The following is an 18907-nucleotide window of genomic DNA, read 5'->3' on the forward strand; positions in this document are numbered from 1 at the left end:
ACTATGATTTTTTTAGAACGATCTGCTCATTCAGCATTTCGTACATGCGTTTATAAAACTCATGAAAATCCGGGTAGTCTTCTTTAAAAAACATCGATTTTTTTGCGTCGATAACGTAACGCACGGCTATCGTGCCATTCTGCTCAGCAATTATCAGCCTAAAAGTAATGCTGGCATCGGGCATAGCCATACTCGCACTTTTTGGCAGCGATTCTATTTTATATCCCGCCGGTATTTTATAGGCACCAACCAGCGTGAAACCGTTGCGATAACCAAAATCGATATCGGTAAGGCGGTTCACGCTTAAAAATGGACTTGTCCTGGCGGCACCCAACACATTGGGATTAAAGTAGATATAGTTATCGTCAGATCCGGTAAGATCCAGGGCAAAATCCAAAGATTGTTTCAACGGTAACGTATCAACATCCATATCTTCCATCTTAATATTCGAGATCTTCATGCTGTTGTTATCATCCCTCAAATAGTCTATATATTTCTTCTCCCCGTCTGTTTTGTACTTTTCAACGGCATTTACTTTTTTATAGCCATAGTATACTAGGCTGGCCGTACCCGATATTTTGCTATCGGGTTTTATCTCTGCATTAACCAAAACAAAATGTCTAACCGCCTTTTGGTTTTGCAGAAAGGTCATTTCGTAGCTGTTGGCATCTTTATTCAGTGCCAGCCCGAATGTGTTGAGGAGGTTAGATGGGATCTGGTTGTACAGGTTGTACTTATTAGTGGCATCAAGCACATAAGATTTTGCGCTGTCTACCGGTATATACGCCACCAGGCTATTGAATTTATAGGAGTTAGGATAGCCTGGGTTTACCTTCCCGTTACCACGGGTGCTTACAATCATCGGGTACACTTTCACGCCTGCTTTTTTCAGCAAATGGCAAACCATCATATTAATCTCGCCGGAGCCTCCGGTTTTTTTGTCCCATGCTTTGTTGATACCATCATCCGAAAATTTGTAATAGTGCTCATCCCATTTCATGGCGTTTTTAACCTCCGCGAATAGGTAGGCTATTTTCTCATCATCTGTTTTCATTGTTTTTGCTTTCGCGATGATCGCTTCCTCACCAGTTAGTTTTTTGCCAAGCTGGCCGCCCAAATAATCGTTTTCCATCAGATTTGTGCCCACCTTGGTCCAAGTATCAGAAAAGTTCTGCGAAGCGGCTCCCACGCCCCTGATGCTTAGCAATTGGAAAAGCAGGCGTTCACAGTTATCTTCTCGGGAGGTCATAAAAGGTTCATTGGGAATAGAAGGCACATTGGCAATGGCCCTTACCTGGGTACCGCCTGCATCCCCTTTATTTACCGCGTATGGCTGGTACCTGCTCTCCAGGTTTTTGTAATACAAAATATCCGGCACAGTGGTTTGCAGCTCGCTGTAACGGTTTGGCAGGTGGCTTTGAAAATACCAGTCGGGGAAATCGCCCACATTGGCTGAGGTAAGATTATACTTAAACTCTAATACCGATCCTGCTTGTACATTAGGAAAAGAAAACACCATTGCCGAGCGGAATTTATCTATCGCCTCCGTAAAAATCTGCTTCTTATCAACTTTTACAATCTCAACGTTGCCGTTGTTAAGGTTAATGGTTTGGGCCTGTAGCCCACTGATATATTCCTCACGGTTTGCGCTGTAATATTCTATGCGGATATTGGCTTCATCTTTGGCGTTGGTATTAAAGATCTTTATTCGCTTGTGCCTGTTGTAGATAATGTTGTACTGTTGGTCGAAAAACACATCTCCTTTATCAAATAAGATCATGGCGTTTGCATCTTTCTCAAAATCACAGGATTTTAGCTCGAGGTCGGCTTTATCTATTTTGCCGAATGCTTGGGTTGTTGGAGTGGTTTGCGCTTTAACAGTTAAGGTAATTGCACAAGCCAGGATGAGTGTAAAGGTTTTGGTCATATAGCTATTAGGTTAGGCCACACGAATATAATATATACAGCGCGGATTCAATAATATTCGGAACACCTTTGTAATTATAAGATAGAAAAACAACCGTTTTTAGCTGGTAAAACCAGCTTGCCCTTACAGGTGCCAATTGGCATTTCTAACGTTACAGTTATCAGGATTTTTTCAATACGATCTGCCCATTCAGGAATTCGTACATCTTTTTGTTAAAGTCGTAAAATTCGGCATAATTAGCGCGGCTATACACTGCGTTCTTAAAATCGATACTATAGCGTATAACAATATTTACTCCCTCATTAGACACCGCCCTTTTGAATACAATACTATTATCAGGCATCGCCATATTCACGGGCTTGGGTAAAGCATCTACTTTATAGTTAGCAGGTATGGTAAAAGTACCGCTGATAAGATAATTGTTATGATAGCCAAATTCTATATCTGTAGCCCTGCCTTCGCTTAAGAACGGATTGGTACGTAACGAGGTAAAAAGATTTGCATTAAAATAAATATAGTTATCATCAGACCCGGTTAATTCCTGCGTAAAATCAATATTTTGTTTAAGCGGGAGTGTATCAACTTCCGCGTTATCAAACTTGAGCGATGTAACCTTTAAATTGTTACTATTATCTGTCAGGAATTCAATATACTTTTTTTCGCCGTCGGTTTTAAAACGGCTTAAGCTGCTGATACGGTTGTAACTAAAACTGTTTATTTGCGCCGTCCCCTGCATTTTGCCCGTAGGCTTAATCTCCGCGTTTATTAAAGTCACCTGCCTTACCGGCTCTTCTTTTTTAAGCAGTACCAAGTCAAAAATACCTTTATCCTTATCTATGTATAACCCTTGAGAATTTAATAGCGAAGCGGGGGTTTCTTTATAAATATTAAACTTATCAGTTGCATCCAACACAAAGGTTTTATCGCCAAGTTCGGCATAAACAACAGCTTTATTAAATTGATACAAAAAAGGGTAATAAGACGAAACCTTACCATGATTGCGGGAGCTTACTACCATTGGGTAAACCGGCACTCCTGCTTTTTTTAACAAGTGATATAAAATGAGGTTAATTTCTGCCGCGTTGCCGGTTTTTTTCTCCCAAGCTTTAACTGTACCTTCGTTTGTATACCAGCTATTGGAGCCGTTCCATTTCATGGCATCTTTAACTATGCTAAAAATATAAGCTATCTTCTCCTCATTGGTTTTATAACCGGCCGCTTTGGCTATTATAGCTTCTTCATCCTCAAGCTTCCGTTTCAACTGCATACCAAAATCGCTATCATCGGCCAGTACGCCACCAACCTTTGGCCAGGAATCTGTAAACTTTTTAATAACGCCGCCAACTGGCTGCATAGACACTAACTGGTAAGTAAGCGATTGCAAGTTATCAACAAATGATGACATGTATGGCTCATCGGGCAATGAGCGTATATTAGCAATCGCCTTCGTTGTTTTTTGCATCTTGTAAGTAACACCATTAGCAGTACGGGCATCACTTTCTTCACTATTTTTGATAAAGGGTTGGGTGACATTTGTTTTGAGGCTGAAATAAAGCTGCTCGGGTATTATAGTAGTAAGCTCGCTATACCTCGACGGTATTTTATCCTGAAAATACCAATCGGGAAAATTGGCGATTGAGTTGGTATTTAATACATATTTATACTCGATTACCGAACCTGCTTTTACATTTGGCAGGCTAAATACCAAAGCCGACCTGCTTTTGTCAACCAACTCGGTATAAATAAGTTTTTTATCTATTTTAGTTATTTCTGGTTTACCGTCAACCAAATTAATGGTTTGCGCTTGCACACCATTAATATACTCCACATGCCCGCCGCTAAAGTACTCCAACCTTACGTTCGCCTGGTTTTTACCTTTATCATTAAATATCTTAATTCGCACGTGCCGTTCCATCGAAAGGTCGAAATTACTATCATAGCTTATTTCACCTTTATTAAACAAAACCATGGCATTGGCATCCATCTCAAAATCACATGATTTCAGTTCGAGGTCGGCTTTATCTATTTTGCCGAATGTTTGGGTTGTTGGAATGGTTTGCGCTTTAACAGTTAAGGTAATTGCACAAGCAAGGATGAGTGTAAAGGTTTTGGTCATATAGCTAATTAGGTTAGGCCACACGAATATAGCACCCGGTTTTGATATTTCACATTACCGCCAAATTTTTTAATTAAAAATAAAATAAACTCTCGCCGCTTTTACCTGTCATAAGTACATGATCAGCAGTGTAAAACACATCCGGCATTTATATGCGCGGGCGGGCTTCGGTATCCGCTTTGAGGAGTTGAAGCAAGTAGAAAACTTATCTGTTAAGCAGGCAGTAGCCGGATTGTTTAAAGCATCAGAGAACATTATCCCTGTCGATATCATAGCAGCGAACATCAGTTATAAGGATTTTCTGCTGGCAAACGAAGGCACTAAAAAGATGTTTCTGCAGGAGCAGCGCCAGCAAGAGAAGGCTCTTAATATCGACTGGATAAATAAAATGAGCACCAGAAATACTCCGCTCCGGGAAAAAATGACCTTGTTTTGGCATAATCACTTCGCTTGCCGCACCCAAAATGCCTGGCATGCACAGCAATTAAACAATATACAGCGGAACAACGCTGTAGGCAATTTTAAAACGCTGCTGTTGGAGGTATCTAAAGCCCCGGCTATGCTGCAATTTTTAAATAACCAGCAAAACCAAAAAAACCACCCAAACGAAAACTTCGCACGTGAGCTGATGGAGCTTTTTACCATTGGCCGTGGCAACTACACCGAACAGGATGTAAAAGAATCGGCAAGGGCTTTTACAGGCTGGAGCTTTAATAAGCAAGGCAGTTTTATTGCCCGGCCCGCATTGCACGATACCGGGCCTAAAACTTTTTTAGGCAATACCGGCAACTTTAACGGAGAGGACATCATCGATATGTTGCTTACCAAAAAAGAGACGGCGCGCTTCATCTGCACTAAGTTATACAAATACTTTGTGAACGAGGCACCCGATGACTTGCATATAAGCGCAATGGCAGATGTGTTTTACAGCAACAATTACGAGCTTAAACCATTGTTGGAATTTGTTTTTACTGCCGATTGGTTTTATGCTGATAAAAACATAGGCAACCTGATAAAAGCCCCTGTTGAATTTATTGTGGGGCTTAATAGCCAGTTTTACATCACCTACCAAAACCCTGATGTAGTTTTGCAATTTGAGCGCGCCTTGGGGCAGGTGCTGTTTTATCCGCCAAACGTGGCCGGCTGGCCTGGTGGCAGGAATTGGATAGACAGCTCCTCGCTGATGTATCGGATCAAGATCCCATCAACCGTATTAAACGGTGGGGTAATTGAATTTAGCGGCAAGGTTGACCCGGAGGACGAGGCTTTTATAGCCACCACCCGCAAACAAAAAGAGGCGGTAACTACCAAGGTGCAGGCCCAGGCCGATTGGGATAAGTTTTTAAACAGCATTCCCAAGGGCACCGGCAAAACTACTATCGCACAAACCATACTGGCCACCAGTATTAGCAGCAACATTACCGAGATCATCAATAAAACTACTGATATAAAAACTTTGGTGATAGAACTGGCATCAACACCAGAATATCAGCTTTGCTGAGGAAATAGGGAATTAGGGCGTTTAAAAAACAACAATCGCTAATTCACTAACTTATTTAATTCACTAATTAAACAGATTATGAAGAGGCGGGATTTTTTAAGGAACACAACGTTGGCTTCGGGTGCATTACTAATCCCGTCGTTTTTAAAACCATTGGAAGCAATAGCCATGGGCGATATGTCGGGCTATAAAAACCTGGTTATTATACAGCTATCTGGCGGGAACGACGGATTGAACACCATTGTGCCTTTTGGAAATGACATCTACTATCAAAAACGTAAAACCATTGCCATACAACAGCCGGATATTATAAAGCTCACCGATGCGCAGGGGCTTAATCCCAACCTATCGGCATTAAAAGAAATTTACGACCAGGGCTGGATGAGTATCATCAATTCGGTAGGATACCCTAACCCGGACAGGTCGCACTTCCGCTCCATGGATATATGGCAAACAGGTAGCGATGCAAACCAATTTTTAACCACCGGTTGGATCGGGCGTTATCTCGATTCGAACTGCAGCACCTGTACAGACCCATACACTGCTATTGAAGTGGACGACACACTATCATTGGCTATGAAGGGTGCTAAAATGAAAGGGATTGCTGTAGAAAACCCGGCTAAATTATACCAAGCCACGCGCGACCCTTTTTTTAAACAACTGGTACATCAGCATAATAGCGCCAACCTTAACGAGGATAATTTAGGCTACCTGTATAAAACCATGATAGAGACCTACTCCTCGGCAGATTATATACAGCAAACATCAAAAACGTATAATACCACCGCCTTATACCCGCAAACAGCATTCGCCAACCAGCTAAAAAGCGTTGCAAAATTCATTAACGCCGGTTTAAAAACAAGGGTATATTATGTATCACTCAGTGGGTTTGATACCCATACCGGCCAGCAAAATCAGCAGGGCAGGCAATTAAAAACTTATGGCGATGCAGTCGCTGCCTTTGTAAAAGATTTGAAGCAAGCCGATAAACTGGATGATACGCTGGTGATGGCCTTCTCGGAGTTTGGCCGCCGAGTGGAGCAAAACGCCAGCGACGGTACAGACCACGGCACCGCCAATAACATAATGATTTTTGGCGGCAAGCTTAAAAAGCAAGGCATTTATAACAACGCGCCAAACTTGGCCCAGTTAGACAATGGCGACCTGAAATATGAGGTAGATTTTAGGGACGTTTATGCCACCCTGCTTGACAAATGGCTCAACGTGAACAACAGCCATGTATTGAACAGGAATTTTGCAGGGTTAAATTTTGTATAGCCAATCGTTGTCACCACAGGCACATCTCTTCGCATTGAAACCCCTTGCCGGAACAGATTTTCACTTAAAAATCATTCCTGTAAGTACTTTTCATTAATTAGCGCTATTGTTGTATTTTACATAAAAATATACTGCCGCTAAAAGCCCCTGCCATTAATGGAGAATATTTACAAAATTATCCTTGAAGAAACCCTTGCCGGGTATTGGGATTACCACGTCAGAGAAAATACGGTTGTGCTTAGCCCAGCATTTAAGGCCATTTTCGGTTACCAGGATCATGAGCTGGCAAATTCTACAGATACCTGGGCTAAGCTCATTGTAGAAGAGGACCGCCCCCTTATGGATAAATGTGTAACTGAGCATTATTTAAGCCACGGCCGGAAACCTTATAATATTGACGTTAGATACAAGCATAAAAATGGCTCGATAGTTTGGACAAACACTACAGGCCGGGTAATAGAATGGGATGGGGATGAACCTTTGCGCATGGTGGGTTGCCATTCAGATATAACCAAAAAAAAGAAGACCGAACTAAGCCTTAAGATAAGCGAGGAAACATTCAGGAATGCCTTCCAGTACTCTTCAATAGGCATGGTGCTGGTTTCTACCGATGGCCTGTTCCTTAAAGTAAACGGCAGCATCTGCGCCATGCTGGGTTATACCGCCGATGAGCTGATCACCAAAACTTTCCAGGAGATAACCCACCCCGACGACCTGGAGGCCGACCTTAGCTTATTGCAAAAAACGCTTAACAATGAGATTAAGAACTACCAGATGGAAAAACGCTATTTTACCAAAAGCGGAAAAACTATCTGGGTAGTGTTAAATGTATCGTTAGTGCGGGACGAGGACGACGACCCGCTTTACTTTGTATCGCAGATAAAAGATATTACGGAACGTAGAAAAGCGGAACAGGCCCTGCGAGAAAGTGAGCGCCGCTGGGCATTCGCGTCGGAAGGATCGGGCGGGGGGCTGTGGGATTGGGATATAAAAAACGGCACCATCTACCATTCTCAGCAATGCTTGCGTATGATAGGCATGGAGAACGAGGATTTTGGCAATAAGCTTGGCGATTGGACAAGCCGCGTACATCCGGAAGACCGCGCGAACTATATAGCTGACATCAAAGCACATTTAAGTGGCCAAAAGGAAATGTACGCAAACCAACACCGTGTTTTATGTAAAGACAATACCTACAAATGGGTACTTGATAGAGGCAAGGTAATGGAATACGACATCGAAAATAAGCCTGTCCGTATCATAGGCACCCATACCGATATCACCGAGCAAAAGAATAAAGAAGCGCAGCTGCGCGAAACGCTTGATATGGTCAGCGGCCAAAATAATCGACTGCTGAATTTCGCCTACATTGTATCGCATAACCTGCGTACGCATTCCAGCAATTTTAAAATGATAATGGATGTCCTGAGCGACCCGAATACCGACGAGGAAGAAAAAGTAGAGCTATCCGGCCATTTGGTAAAAGTATCTGAGCAGTTGAATGATACTATTGCGAATTTAAACGAGGTGGTTTCTATACAAACCAACATAGACATCCACACAGCCGAAGTGAATCTATACGGTTATGCGGAAAAAGCGATAGAACTATTAAGCAATGATATTGCTATGTGGAAGGTGGAAATAGATAACCGCATCCCAAAAGACCGCTCGCTGGTTTATAGCCCGGCCTATATGGAAAGCATTATGCTTAATTTATTGAGCAATGGCATCAAGTACCGCTCTTTAACCAATCCTCCCAAAATAACCATCGAGTATTTCGAGGAGCAAACCGGCAGGCAGGGTTTTATCGTAGCCGATAATGGCATCGGCATCGACCTTAAGAAAAACGGAGATCAATTATTCGGCATGTACAAAACCTTCCACGGCAACAGGGATGCCAGGGGTATGGGGCTCTTTATTACCAAGAACCAGGTAGAATCTTTCGGAGGCAAAATAGAAGTGAGCAGCGAATTGGGTAAAGGGACAACTTTTAAAGTTTACCTTAACTAATCAGTCAAACGCGCTAAAATGTCCTCGGCAGATAATTTCTCCTGCACACCGCTTTCCATGTTCTTAAAGGCAAGTAAACCACTTTGCATTTCGTCGCTGCCTATTAACACGGCATAGGAGATCTGCTTGTTATTGGCGTAATCCATTTGCTTCTTAACCTTAGCACCTGCAGGATACAATTCGGCACTTACGTTGCTATCGCGAAGTTTTTGCAGTAAGGGCAAAGCGTAAATTTCGGCCTGGGTATCAAAGGCTATAATAAGCACCTGGGTACTTTGCTCTGCAGATGCAGGGAAAAGATTTAGTTCTTCCAACACATCATAAATACGATCGGCACCGAAAGAGATGCCCGCCCCGGTTAAACCTTTTAAACCGAACATGCCGGTAAGGTCGTCGTAACGGCCGCCACCACCAATACTGCCCATGGCAACTTCGTTGGTCTTCACCTCAAAGATAGCGCCGGTGTAATAATTAAGTCCACGGGCAAGGGTGATGTCTAATTCCAACACCGCCTTTTTAAGAGGCGTATATTTTAAATAGTTAAATACAGTTTCTAATTCTTCGCAACCTTGTAAACCTATTTCCGAAGTTTTCAAAGCTTCGCGGAGTTTTCGCAATTTCTCCTCGTTGCTGCCTTCCAGCAAAATAACGGGCTTTAATTTATCAATATCCGCATCTGTAAAACCGCGCTCTAAAAGCTCCCTTATAACGCCATCAAGGCCTATTTTGTCCAGCTTATCAATGGCTACAGTAAGATCAACAATACTATCATATTTATCTATAACTTGTGCTATTCCTGATAGTATTTTTCTATTATTTATTTTTATAGTGAAATCTTGCAGGCCTAACAAGCTCAAAGCCTCATCATAAATCATCACAAACTCAGCTTCGTTTAATAAAGAAGCGGAGCCGACCACGTCCGCATCGCATTGGTAAAATTCACGGTAACGTCCCTTCTGCGGCCTGTCGGCACGCCAAACCGGCTGCACCTGGAAGCGTTTGAACGGGAAGGTGATTTCGTTTTGGTGCTGCACTACGTAACGAGCAAAAGGCACGGTGAGATCGTAGCGGAGGGCTTTTTCGGAAATGGAACTGGTAATGCTTGCTGGAGAAAGTTGTTTATTAATGAATTTTTCAAATTTTATAACAGTTCGCAATCTATAGTAACTATTAACAGCCCGAATAAAGTCTGTTTTGACTGTATCTTCTTTATATTGAGTATTCTTTATTGAACGATAATGTTCAAGGCGATTCTTTACATTATTCTTTTTGAGGCTATCATTCCTTGAGAAAAGGTATTTAACAAACGCTTCCTTAATAGATTCAACAAACTCCTGCTTTTTTATCTCCGCTAATAAAATATCCGAATGGAAATTCATAAACAAATTAGATTTAATCTGTTTTATGCGCCCCTCGAATACGGTATCATCCATATTTAAAAAACTTACTGCTAATTCAGCGGCAATACTTTTAAACAATTCAATAAAGTCCTCGTCAATCCGAGTGCTATTTACCGATTTAATTAAGTCTTTAATTAGTTTAGAAGTATAATCTCCAGAATCAATAATTTTAAATATCAACTTATCCCCCTCGTCACCATACTTCCCGGTAAGGGTGCTCAGGTTCTCCATCGTTGGCGTTTCTATTTGCTGGTAGCCATACTTGCGGAACACGCCCTTAATGGTATCAAAAATAAAATTACGCTTTGCCATTTCGGCCGGAGAAAAATCGCGGGTACCCTTGGGTACAGATGGTTTGATGGATGCCATGGCGCAAAGGTACAAAAAACAAACTTTGTGCCGTACGAAGCCTCACCTAAATCCCCTCCAAAGGAAAAGGCTTTCTTGTCCCTATGCATAACCTACCTCGCCATTGGAAAGGGCTGGGCGGCTACAAAAACAAAGCCCCCTGCTTTTGGCAAGGGGCTTTGTAAAACTATTAACTGATCTCTATTATTAATCTTATTGTGCTGCGCGGGCCTGATTTTTCATTTGCTCGTTGGCAACAATTACAATCTCTACACGGCGATTTTGTGAGCGGCCGTCAACGGTAGTGTTATCTGCAATCGGCTCAATTTCGCCTTTACCCGAAGTAGACAACCTGGAGTTGGCAACATTACCGGCCGCGATGAATGCTTTCACGGCTTCTGCCCTGCGGATAGAAAGATCCATGTTGTGAGCGTCGGACCCGGTGTTGTCGGTATGGCCAACAATTAAAATATTTGTTTGCGGGTTGTTTGCCAACGATGCAGAAAGATTTTGCAGATTGGTACGTGCGGCAGCTTTAAGTGCAGATTGATCGGTATCAAATAAAATACCCGAATCGAATTTCACCAAAATACCCTCGCCTTCGCGGATAACGGTAGCACCCGGTACGGTTTGTTTAATTTCGGCTGCTTGCCTGTCCATATTACGGCCAATAAAAGCACCTGCTGTACCACCAACGGCACCGCCTATAATAGCTCCTAATGCAGTATTACCCGCTGCTTTACCAATTATTGCACCAATGGTACCGCCGGCACCTGCGCCAATAGCTGCGCCTTTTTGTGTTTTGGTAAGTGAATTACAGCCAGCGCCCAAAACGCCTAACGTAGCTAATGCAATACTGAACGTAGCTATCTTTAATTTTAAAGTCTTCATGTTGTTTAGTTGATGTGTTATATACCAGAACCGTTGCAAAGTGAATGCCAAATTATACAGTTTTTGGTTAATAACCGACAACCATCACCAAGGGTAATAAATGATAGTGTAACAACATTTTTTTAATGTTTAGGAAAACAAAAGTAAAAAAATAGCAGAAACGGCAACTGCCATATTTAACGACTGACTGCATTTTAGTACAAAATTGGCGCAATACTATTGCTTTACCAATTTTGCAGGTATAATGAGGGTAAAGGTACTGCCCACACTCTGTTCGGAGCGCACCTGTATTTCTATATCGTGAAAGGCGGCTATAGATTTTACAATAGGCAACCCCAGGCCAAAGCTATCCTGTTTAAGCGATTGTTTTATTTTTTTAAACCGGTTAAAAATATACGGTAGCTCGTCGGCAGCAATGCCAATGCCGGTATCGTTTATATTGATGGTGTAATAATTCTTCACTCGCTCCCCCGTGATAATGATCGTACCATCAGGTTTATTGTATTTGATAGCATTGTTCACCAGGTTAAACAGCAGGTTGAACAGCAAAAACTTGTTTACATTGTTCAAGGTTACCTCCTGTGAGAGCGCCAGCGCGTACCCAATATTTTTCTCCTGTAGGCGAATGGAGATCTCTTCATACAGATCCTGAAGCATATAAGTAAGCGAGATCTCATCTTCCTTTAAAAACTGTTCGTTCTCTATCTGGGATATCAGCAGCAAGGTTTTGGTAATGCTTTTTAGCCTGTTGAGTATCTTCTGCATCTCCAGCATACGCACTTTCATCTCATCGCCAATATCTTCCTGCTCAAACATGTTCTCAATCTTCGATTGAAGGATAGATATCGGTGTCATCAATTCGTGCGAGGCGTTGGAGATAAACTCACGTTCCTTTTGAAAAGCGTTCTCAATGGTCCCGATCATTTTATGGATGCTCAGATCGAGGTGCTGAAAATCAGACGTGCTGGTTTTAACCTGCGTGTAAGATGTAAAACTCGGGAACTTTGCACCGACCAGCTTGGTGCGAATAATGCGGCTTAGTGGCGCGAGAATATAGTTGGAGTACACCTGATCGGCAATGATGGTTAACAATATCATCCCCAACAATATCAGGAAGGCGATATTCTGTAAAGGCCCGGTGGTATCATCAATGGTTTCGGTGCTTTTCCCAATCTCCAACAGGTAATTTTTATTATCAACCGTAAAGGTGTGGCTAAGTATGCGATAGCCAATAGTATCGCGCTCCACAAGACGGGGTTCATTTTGGATGGTATCGGCATAGTAATCGGGTTCAACTTCGTCCAAACTAATGTATTCCTCCTTTAGCGGGAGGTAACTGCCGTAGCTCTGGCCATCCTCAATGTAAGTTTTTATCCCTCTATCCTTAACAATTTGCAAAAGCTTGTCCTTTTGTTTTATCAGGCGGCTATCGGTGTAATTGCGGTTAATGTTTTCGATAATAGAGGGCAGCAACAGCACAAAAAGGGTTACAATAACCAATTTTGATATGGCATTAAACAGCGTAAGTTTGGTTTTAAGTTTCAATACTTAAACGTTTGTTTTTATCCGGTAACCCAGTCCCCGCACGGTTTCCAACCACTCGGTAGCGGCAAAAACGCTTAGCTTTTTGCGTATGTTTTTGATGTGAGCGTCAATAAAGTTAGAGTCGTAATCGTCGTTCACCACGCTGCCCCAAATATGCTCGCTTAATTGCGCCCTGGTTAAGGTGCGGTTTTTATGCAAAATGAGGTACGCTATGAGATCGAACTCCTTTTTGGTTATCGTACTAACGGTGTTACTCAAATGCGTGATGGTACGGTCCGTTAGGTTCACCAGGAAGCCATCCAGGTCTACCGTTTGGTTTACCAAGCCAAATTTGCGGCGGGTAATCGCCTGCATACGGCTTTGCAACTCCAGCAACGAGAATGGTTTTGCAAGGTAATCATCGGCGCCAAGGTCCAGCCCCTTTATACGATCGTTAACCTCCGCGCGGGCGGTAAGAATGATACAGGCCGCTTCGGGGCGACTCTTTTTTGCCTCCTTTAACAAGTCGAGTCCTTCATAATCGGGCAGGCCGAGGTCTATCAGGATAAAATCATAAAGGTTTACCGCTATTTTTTCGGATGCAGATGTACCGTTAAAACATACCTCGCAGATGTAGTTGTTTTTTGACAAAAACAACTCCACTTCGTAGGCAAGCGCCTTTTCATCTTCTATAATTAAAACATTCATCAGGCATCAATAAAAAACGTAATAAAATGTTAAGTTATAAAAAGATTCGCGCCGGTTAAGCAGCGCGCCTTCCACATTCACCGGGATAGAATACCGGTACGAAAACTCTAAAGTATAATGTGGCCTGTTATAGGATATAGGCACTTTAAAGCTGTAATTAAGCATAGTAAACTTAGCATTTGCCCTCGCCCCAACCCCGTTTTCGTTTCGGATATAAATATTATTTGCTTCCAGCCGGTATTTATGGTCGATAGAGTAGCGCTGCACAAAGTTTTGCGTGCCCAAAATAAAATTAAAAGATGGGTTTATAGACAGGTAATCCTGATCGTCAAAAATACCCCAACTGCTTTCCCAATATTTAGAATTGCTGATGGTGGCAAATACATCGTACGATTTGCCAAAAAGGTAGTCGCCTATGACGCTGGTTTTAAACGGACCCCAATCGTACGAGTTTTTAAAGTTGATATCATTAGATGATGCCGATTTAATGATCTCCGATTCGTTATTAAAAATAAACCGGGTGTAACTGATGGTGCCGGTAAACTTTTTGGAGACCCGGTAATAATACCCGCCGCCCACGTCAATTTCGTCTACCACAGGCTTATAGCCCAACACTTTTAATGCAGAACCATATATAAAAAAGCCCGATTGATAGTTTATCACCAGGTCGGCCGCCATAAAGGGATATTTGGTTGGGCCGGTACGCCCAAAAAAAAGCGCGTCGCTACCGTAATTTATGCCTGCGGAAAGGGAGTTCTTTTTTACAACAGCGGCCGTTGTATCGGCAGGAGTTTTGGTAACCGTATCTGTATCGGCAGCCAAACGGGTTTGCAAGGCTGCAATAAGCAAAGGTTTTGCCACTGCAGCGCTCAACGCGTTACAACTCACTAAAAGAACCAATATGCCGAAGTATCTCATTAATAATGCTGTAAACTTAATACTAATTATTATTTCTTCTTGGTATCTCAGGCGGTCGCTCCATACCATCTGGCCGGCGCTGCCGCTTAGTTTTAGCTTTGGGCTTGCCTGTTGCCGGGTCAATCTCCTCCACTTTTTCGGGCTTGGGCTGTTTTTTTGCTTTAGCTACTTCTTTAATTTTCTTTTTGTCCTCCTCCTGCTGACGCTGCCTGGCCTTAGCGGTGGTATCCTTTTGTAACGCAGGGGTAACACCTATACGTATAGTAAAGCCAGTAAAAGTTTTATGATTAATAGTGTTGGTGCTTGCGGATAAAAGGCGTGGTGCGGATATCATTAAGAGTACAATATACAAAAACCACTTTATCATTTCAGGAGGCAAACAAAAGCTTTATTACCTATGCAACAAAAGCTAAACGCCAATGCATGCATCAGTAAATAATTGGGGGTAAAAATTTTCTTATAAAGGCTTGGTTATAATATTGGTAAATATATAAATAGCGATATAAGCAGCCAAGTGCCTATACCGTTAATTTGATATCTTTTGATGTGTAAACGCGGGCGTGGTCGTCAACAATAATGCAGGCCATTTGGTTTAGTTTGTTTATTAAATACAAGCCTGCGTTTATGCCCATTGCTATAATAGGCGTTGCCATAGCATCGGCCAGTTCTGCGCCGGGGGTTATAATGCTTACGCTCTTAATTTTGCTAACCGGGAAACCGCTCTCCGGGTTTATACTGCCGGCAGGTTTCGCACTGCTTACGACTGACATTTCTTCCGAATTGAAAGATGTAGCTATTGCCATGTTGCTGATGTTTACATCTGCGAAGGGCTGTGTCGCCTGTGAAGGGTCGGCAGCGCCAATGGTCCAGGGAGTATTATCGGGCTGCAGGCCCCAGCTCAGCAGATCGCCACCGGCGTTGATAACACCGCTGCTTACACCCTGCATCTGTAAAATATATTTTGCCCTATCGGCAGCATAGCCGCGGCTAATAGCGCCCAGGCCAATTCGCATACCTTTGTTCTTTAAAAACACGGTTTGCTTAGCAGCATCCAGCACTACGTTTTTATAATTTGTGAGGCTTAGCTTGCGTTTAGCCGCTTTAGTATCAGCAACAACTATTTGGGTTGCGGGATAGGTGATATCGAAAGTACCATGAGTAAGGTCAGAGATCTGCAGGGCTCTGTCAACAAGCTTAAAAATTTCGGCATCAACACGCACCGGCCTGATACCGGCGTTGCGGTTTATCTCGTTCAGTTTGCTGTCATCTGTAAAAGTGCTCAACAGTTTTTCAACACGATTGATCTCATTAACGGCTTCGCTTATACGTTCGTCTGCCCAGGCGGCATCATTAGCCACTAAACTTATCCCGAACCTATTACCCATTAAGCGGGCTTCGCGTGCGAAAACCGAATTATTACTTGTTAAACTTTTTACTGCCAGCATATGCATAAAGATTACGTACAGTTAAAATAAGTTACAGCGGATACAAAAATTATTGCCAGCACATAACTTAACACTGCTAAAATAACCGGGCATTATGAAATTGAGATGAAAAGGTTATAAAGTGATATTAAATTATTATTTTGCGGGGTACATATATATAAATATTTCAATATATGTAAAACAACCGATCAATTTGAACCATTAGCGCAGCTGACTACTGTGTACATCAATCCATGAAAAAACTCGCGCTTGTCGTTTTCCTGTTATTTTCGTTTGCACGTTTGCTGGCCCAAAGCAATAATAAATTAGAGCTTAATGGCCTGTATGGCCTAAGCACATTCACCGCTGAATTTTATAAAACACCAGGGCACATAGGTGGTGCCGAAGCAGCCTACCATTTTGATATGGGGAATAACAAAGCCCCATACATTCGCCTATTAAACGTACAGGCTATTGACGTGGTTGCCGGCTTCCGTAATTTTAACAACGTAAGTGTAATTGATAGTAATAACGTTGTAACCCAGCCTATAGGGCAAGTTTATTCGCTAATGGGGAGGTTAGAGTTCCCGATAATTAAAGCAGGTGGCACCCGTGTTGTTTTTGCGCCCGCACTGGGTTTTGCCTATGCAACGGGTACTTATTTTACCAATGGAAACCCGCTCATAGGCAGCCACATTAATTTATGTACGCAAGCGGGGTTGTTCATAACCACCCCTTTGAGCAACACCATAACGCTAAAGGGTGGGATAGATATTTTTCATTACTCCAACGGCGCCGTAAGGGTACCCAATAATGGGGTTAACACGGTGGAAACATCATTAGGCCTTATTAAAACTTTAAGTACACCCGGGCCGCAAACAAGCAGTAAGGCCTTCAGCACTTTTTATAAACATTCTTTTGAGCTTGGTTTTGATGTGGGCCGCCGTGGCATACAAAAAGCTGAGGGGGGGTTGTACAAAACTGGCTTTTCGGCAGCTTATAATTACCGGCTAAGCCCTGTATTGAGTTTAAAGGCAGGCGGCGATGCCGTGTATTACTTTACGCTCTATCATCCCGATAACGACCCCAAAACTAACTTGGAGCCTACTTACCAATATCATGGCACATCGTTCGATAGGTGGCGTTACGGGCTTAGCGTAGGTGCCGACCTCTGGCTGGGCCGGCTGGCTATTATGGCAAACTACGGGTATTACCTCCATTACAAAAGCACCACCAAAATTAACACCTACTGGACCCCCGGCGTAAAATATTACATGCTGCCGTGGATGGCTTTACAAGTGAAAGCTTACATCCACAACAGCGATTGTGATTACCTGGGTGGTGGCTTAATCTTCCGGGTGCATTAAGCAGCCGTACCTTCTTTCAACCTTTCGGCGTTCTCTGCAAATTGCAAAGCTTCCATAATTTCCTGCAGGTCGCCGTTCATTACGCCGGTAAGGTTGTATATGGTTAAGCCAATGCGGTGCTCGGTTAAACGCCCCTGTGGGTAGTTATAGGTACGTACTTTAGCCGAACGGTCACCGGTTGCTACCATGGTTTTACGCTTTTTAGAAGTTTCTTCCAGGTGCTTTTGCAGCTCCATTTCGTATACACGTGAGCGGAGTACACCCAGCGCTTTATCGTAGTTTTTTAGTTGCGATTTCTGATCCTGGCACTGCGCCACAATACCAGTAGGGATGTGCGTTAAACGAACCGCAGAGTAGGTAGTATTTACCGACTGGCCACCCGGGCCAGACGCGCAGAAAAGATCCTTACGGATATCGCTCACCTGCAAATCAATATCAAACTCATCCACTTCGGGCAATACCACTACCGAAGCAGCTGAAGTATGCACGCGGCCCTGGGTTTCGGTATCGGGCACACGTTGTACACGGTGCACGCCGCTTTCGTATTTAAAGTTACCGTAAGCGTCCTCGGCGTTTACGTTGAACACGATCTCTTTATAACCACCGGCAGTACCTTCGGTATAGTCGATCAGTTCGGTTTTCCAGCCACGGCGTTCACAATAGCGCATATACATGCGGTACATATCGCCTGCAAACAATGCAGCCTCATCGCCGCCGGTACCACCACGGATCTCGATAACGGCATTTTTAGAATCTTCCGGATCTTTCGGTATCAGCATCAAACGGATGCTCTCTTCCATCTCGTCCTGTTTGGTCAACAGCTCGTCCAATTCCATTTTAGCCATCTCGCGGAACTCATCGTCCTTTTCGGTAGACAAAATTTCTTTATTGGTGTCAATGTTGCTCATAATGTTTTTGTAAACATTATACTGATCCACAATTTTAGCAAGGTCTTTATACTCCTTATTCAATTGGGCAAAACGCTTCATGTCGCTCATAGCGTCAGGGCTGCTTAGTTCAGCTTCTACAGCTTTCCAGCGTTGGAATATCAATTCTAATTTCTCTAACATCTTATTTCGAAAATCAAGTGCAGTGCCAATTGGTTATGCCAGCCCCGCTTTTTATTACAAGCCTTTTTACCTTTGCTGCGCCCAGCCAAAAAGACTTTCCATTCCAATCGGGTTTGGTTTACGCAGTGCAGTGCAAAAAACATGCAAAAATACAGAAATAAAGGGATATAATTTATTCAGCGGATTGTAAATAGATATGACCGACCCCAAACCTCTCCAAAGAGCGATAACCCCATAAGAGACAGCGTATTCAATTTTATCGATCCTTCTATTAATCGCTTCAATTTTGCCATCTTTTACTACTCTTCAAACATTTTTTGTATGAGGCAAGGGTTAACAAAAGTTAACAAAAGTTAACACAATTTCAATATTAAGTTTTTAATAAACTGACAGTCAACATATTGAAAACATGTTGGGTTAACACA

Annotated in this window: 14 protein-coding genes and 1 pseudogene; 4 read left to right on the forward strand and 11 right to left on the reverse strand. The window is 42.8% G+C overall.

Features of this window, described 5'->3' with window-relative positions:
- Position 1: 1 nt before the first annotated feature.
- Both EPL05_RS05810 and EPL05_RS05815 read right to left on the reverse strand, forming a co-directional pair.
- A complete protein-coding gene (locus EPL05_RS05810) occupies positions 2–1927 on the reverse strand; it encodes a DUF3857 domain-containing protein (protein WP_128533001.1) in 1926 nt (641 codons plus the stop codon).
- Positions 1928–2087: 160 nt separating this feature from the next.
- A complete protein-coding gene (locus tag EPL05_RS05815; protein WP_128533002.1) occupies positions 2088–4043 on the reverse strand; it encodes a DUF3857 domain-containing protein in 1956 nt (651 codons plus the stop codon).
- Positions 4044–4161: 118 nt separating this feature from the next.
- Between EPL05_RS05815 and EPL05_RS05820 the strand changes: the two genes are divergently transcribed.
- The 3 genes from EPL05_RS05820 to EPL05_RS05830 all read left to right on the forward strand — a co-directional run bounded on the left by EPL05_RS05820 (position 4162) and on the right by EPL05_RS05830 (position 8832).
- Positions 4162–5544, forward strand: a complete 1383-nt coding sequence (locus tag EPL05_RS05820) for a DUF1800 domain-containing protein (protein WP_128533003.1) — start codon at positions 4162–4164, stop codon at positions 5542–5544.
- A 78-nt stretch (positions 5545–5622) separates the two neighbouring features.
- Complete coding sequence (locus EPL05_RS05825; RefSeq protein WP_128533004.1) at positions 5623–6822, forward strand: DUF1501 domain-containing protein; 1200 nt, start codon at positions 5623–5625, stop codon at positions 6820–6822.
- Between the two features lie 156 nt (positions 6823–6978).
- Positions 6979–8832 (forward strand): sensor histidine kinase, encoded by a 1854-nt coding sequence (locus EPL05_RS05830; RefSeq protein WP_128533005.1) that lies wholly within the window; start codon positions 6979–6981, stop codon positions 8830–8832.
- Here EPL05_RS05830 and hisS read toward each other — a convergent pair.
- From hisS to EPL05_RS05865, 8 genes and pseudogenes are all read right to left on the reverse strand, one after another.
- Complete coding sequence (hisS, locus tag EPL05_RS05835) at positions 8829–10211, reverse strand: histidine--tRNA ligase (protein ID WP_208394685.1); 1383 nt, start codon at positions 10209–10211, stop codon at positions 8829–8831. The genes EPL05_RS05830 and hisS overlap by 4 nt on opposite strands.
- A gap of 237 nt (positions 10212–10448) precedes the next feature.
- A pseudogene (locus tag EPL05_RS24600) lies at positions 10449–10601 on the reverse strand (histidine--tRNA ligase); the annotation flags it as partial.
- Between the two features lie 192 nt (positions 10602–10793).
- Positions 10794–11471, reverse strand: coding sequence for an OmpA family protein (locus tag EPL05_RS05840; protein ID WP_128533007.1), 678 nt, complete (start codon positions 11469–11471; stop codon positions 10794–10796).
- Positions 11472–11687: 216 nt separating this feature from the next.
- A complete protein-coding gene (locus tag EPL05_RS05845; protein WP_128533008.1) occupies positions 11688–13016 on the reverse strand; it encodes a sensor histidine kinase in 1329 nt (442 codons plus the stop codon).
- A 3-nt stretch (positions 13017–13019) separates the two neighbouring features.
- A complete protein-coding gene (locus EPL05_RS05850; RefSeq protein ID WP_128533009.1) occupies positions 13020–13703 on the reverse strand; it encodes a response regulator transcription factor in 684 nt (227 codons plus the stop codon).
- Between the two features lie 6 nt (positions 13704–13709).
- Positions 13710–14621, reverse strand: a complete 912-nt coding sequence (locus EPL05_RS05855) for a hypothetical protein (RefSeq protein WP_128533010.1) — start codon at positions 14619–14621, stop codon at positions 13710–13712.
- Between the two features lie 22 nt (positions 14622–14643).
- The gene (locus tag EPL05_RS05860; protein WP_128533011.1) at positions 14644–14955 is read right to left on the reverse strand and encodes a hypothetical protein; all 312 of its coding nucleotides are present in this window, start codon (positions 14953–14955) and stop codon (positions 14644–14646) included.
- Positions 14956–15139: 184 nt separating this feature from the next.
- On the reverse strand, positions 15140–16066 hold the full coding sequence (locus EPL05_RS05865; protein WP_128533012.1) for an FAD:protein FMN transferase: 927 nt from the start codon (positions 16064–16066) through the stop codon (positions 15140–15142).
- A gap of 233 nt (positions 16067–16299) precedes the next feature.
- On the opposite strand from EPL05_RS05865, the gene EPL05_RS05870 reads away from it, so the two are divergent.
- The gene (locus EPL05_RS05870) at positions 16300–17412 is read left to right on the forward strand and encodes an acyloxyacyl hydrolase (RefSeq protein ID WP_128533013.1); all 1113 of its coding nucleotides are present in this window, start codon (positions 16300–16302) and stop codon (positions 17410–17412) included.
- On the opposite strand, the gene prfA is transcribed toward EPL05_RS05870, so the two are convergent.
- Complete coding sequence (gene prfA, locus EPL05_RS05875) at positions 17409–18482, reverse strand: peptide chain release factor 1 (RefSeq protein ID WP_128533014.1); 1074 nt, start codon at positions 18480–18482, stop codon at positions 17409–17411. The genes EPL05_RS05870 and prfA overlap by 4 nt on opposite strands.
- Positions 18483–18907 lie beyond the last annotated feature (425 nt).

The organism is Mucilaginibacter gilvus (assembly GCF_004054195.1).
GTDB classification, from domain to species: Bacteria; Bacteroidota; Bacteroidia; order Sphingobacteriales; family Sphingobacteriaceae; genus Mucilaginibacter; species Mucilaginibacter gilvus.

Bases quoted from the DNA above. Each gene is read 5' to 3' on its own strand.
- EPL05_RS05810 (WP_128533001.1), bottom strand. From the start codon at position 1,927: ATGACCAAAACCTTTACACTCATCCTGGCTTGTGCAATTACCTTAACT.
- EPL05_RS05815 (WP_128533002.1), bottom strand. From the start codon at position 4,043: ATGACCAAAACCTTTACACTCATCCTTGCTTGTGCAATTACCTTAACT.
- EPL05_RS05820 (WP_128533003.1), top strand. From the start codon at position 4,162: ATGATCAGCAGTGTAAAACACATCCGGCATTTATATGCGCGGGCGGGC.
- EPL05_RS05825 (WP_128533004.1), top strand. From the start codon at position 5,623: ATGAAGAGGCGGGATTTTTTAAGGAACACAACGTTGGCTTCGGGTGCA.
- EPL05_RS05830 (WP_128533005.1), top strand. From the start codon at position 6,979: ATGGAGAATATTTACAAAATTATCCTTGAAGAAACCCTTGCCGGGTAT.
- hisS (WP_208394685.1), bottom strand. From the start codon at position 10,211: ATGAATTTCCATTCGGATATTTTATTAGCGGAGATAAAAAAGCAGGAG.
- EPL05_RS05840 (WP_128533007.1), bottom strand. From the start codon at position 11,471: ATGAAGACTTTAAAATTAAAGATAGCTACGTTCAGTATTGCATTAGCT.
- EPL05_RS05850 (WP_128533009.1), bottom strand. From the start codon at position 13,703: ATGAATGTTTTAATTATAGAAGATGAAAAGGCGCTTGCCTACGAAGTG.
- EPL05_RS05855 (WP_128533010.1), bottom strand. From the start codon at position 14,621: ATGAGATACTTCGGCATATTGGTTCTTTTAGTGAGTTGTAACGCGTTG.
- EPL05_RS05860 (WP_128533011.1), bottom strand. From the start codon at position 14,955: ATGATATCCGCACCACGCCTTTTATCCGCAAGCACCAACACTATTAAT.
- EPL05_RS05865 (WP_128533012.1), bottom strand. From the start codon at position 16,066: ATGCTGGCAGTAAAAAGTTTAACAAGTAATAATTCGGTTTTCGCACGC.
- EPL05_RS05870 (WP_128533013.1), top strand. From the start codon at position 16,300: ATGAAAAAACTCGCGCTTGTCGTTTTCCTGTTATTTTCGTTTGCACGT.
- prfA (WP_128533014.1), bottom strand. From the start codon at position 18,482: ATGTTAGAGAAATTAGAATTGATATTCCAACGCTGGAAAGCTGTAGAA.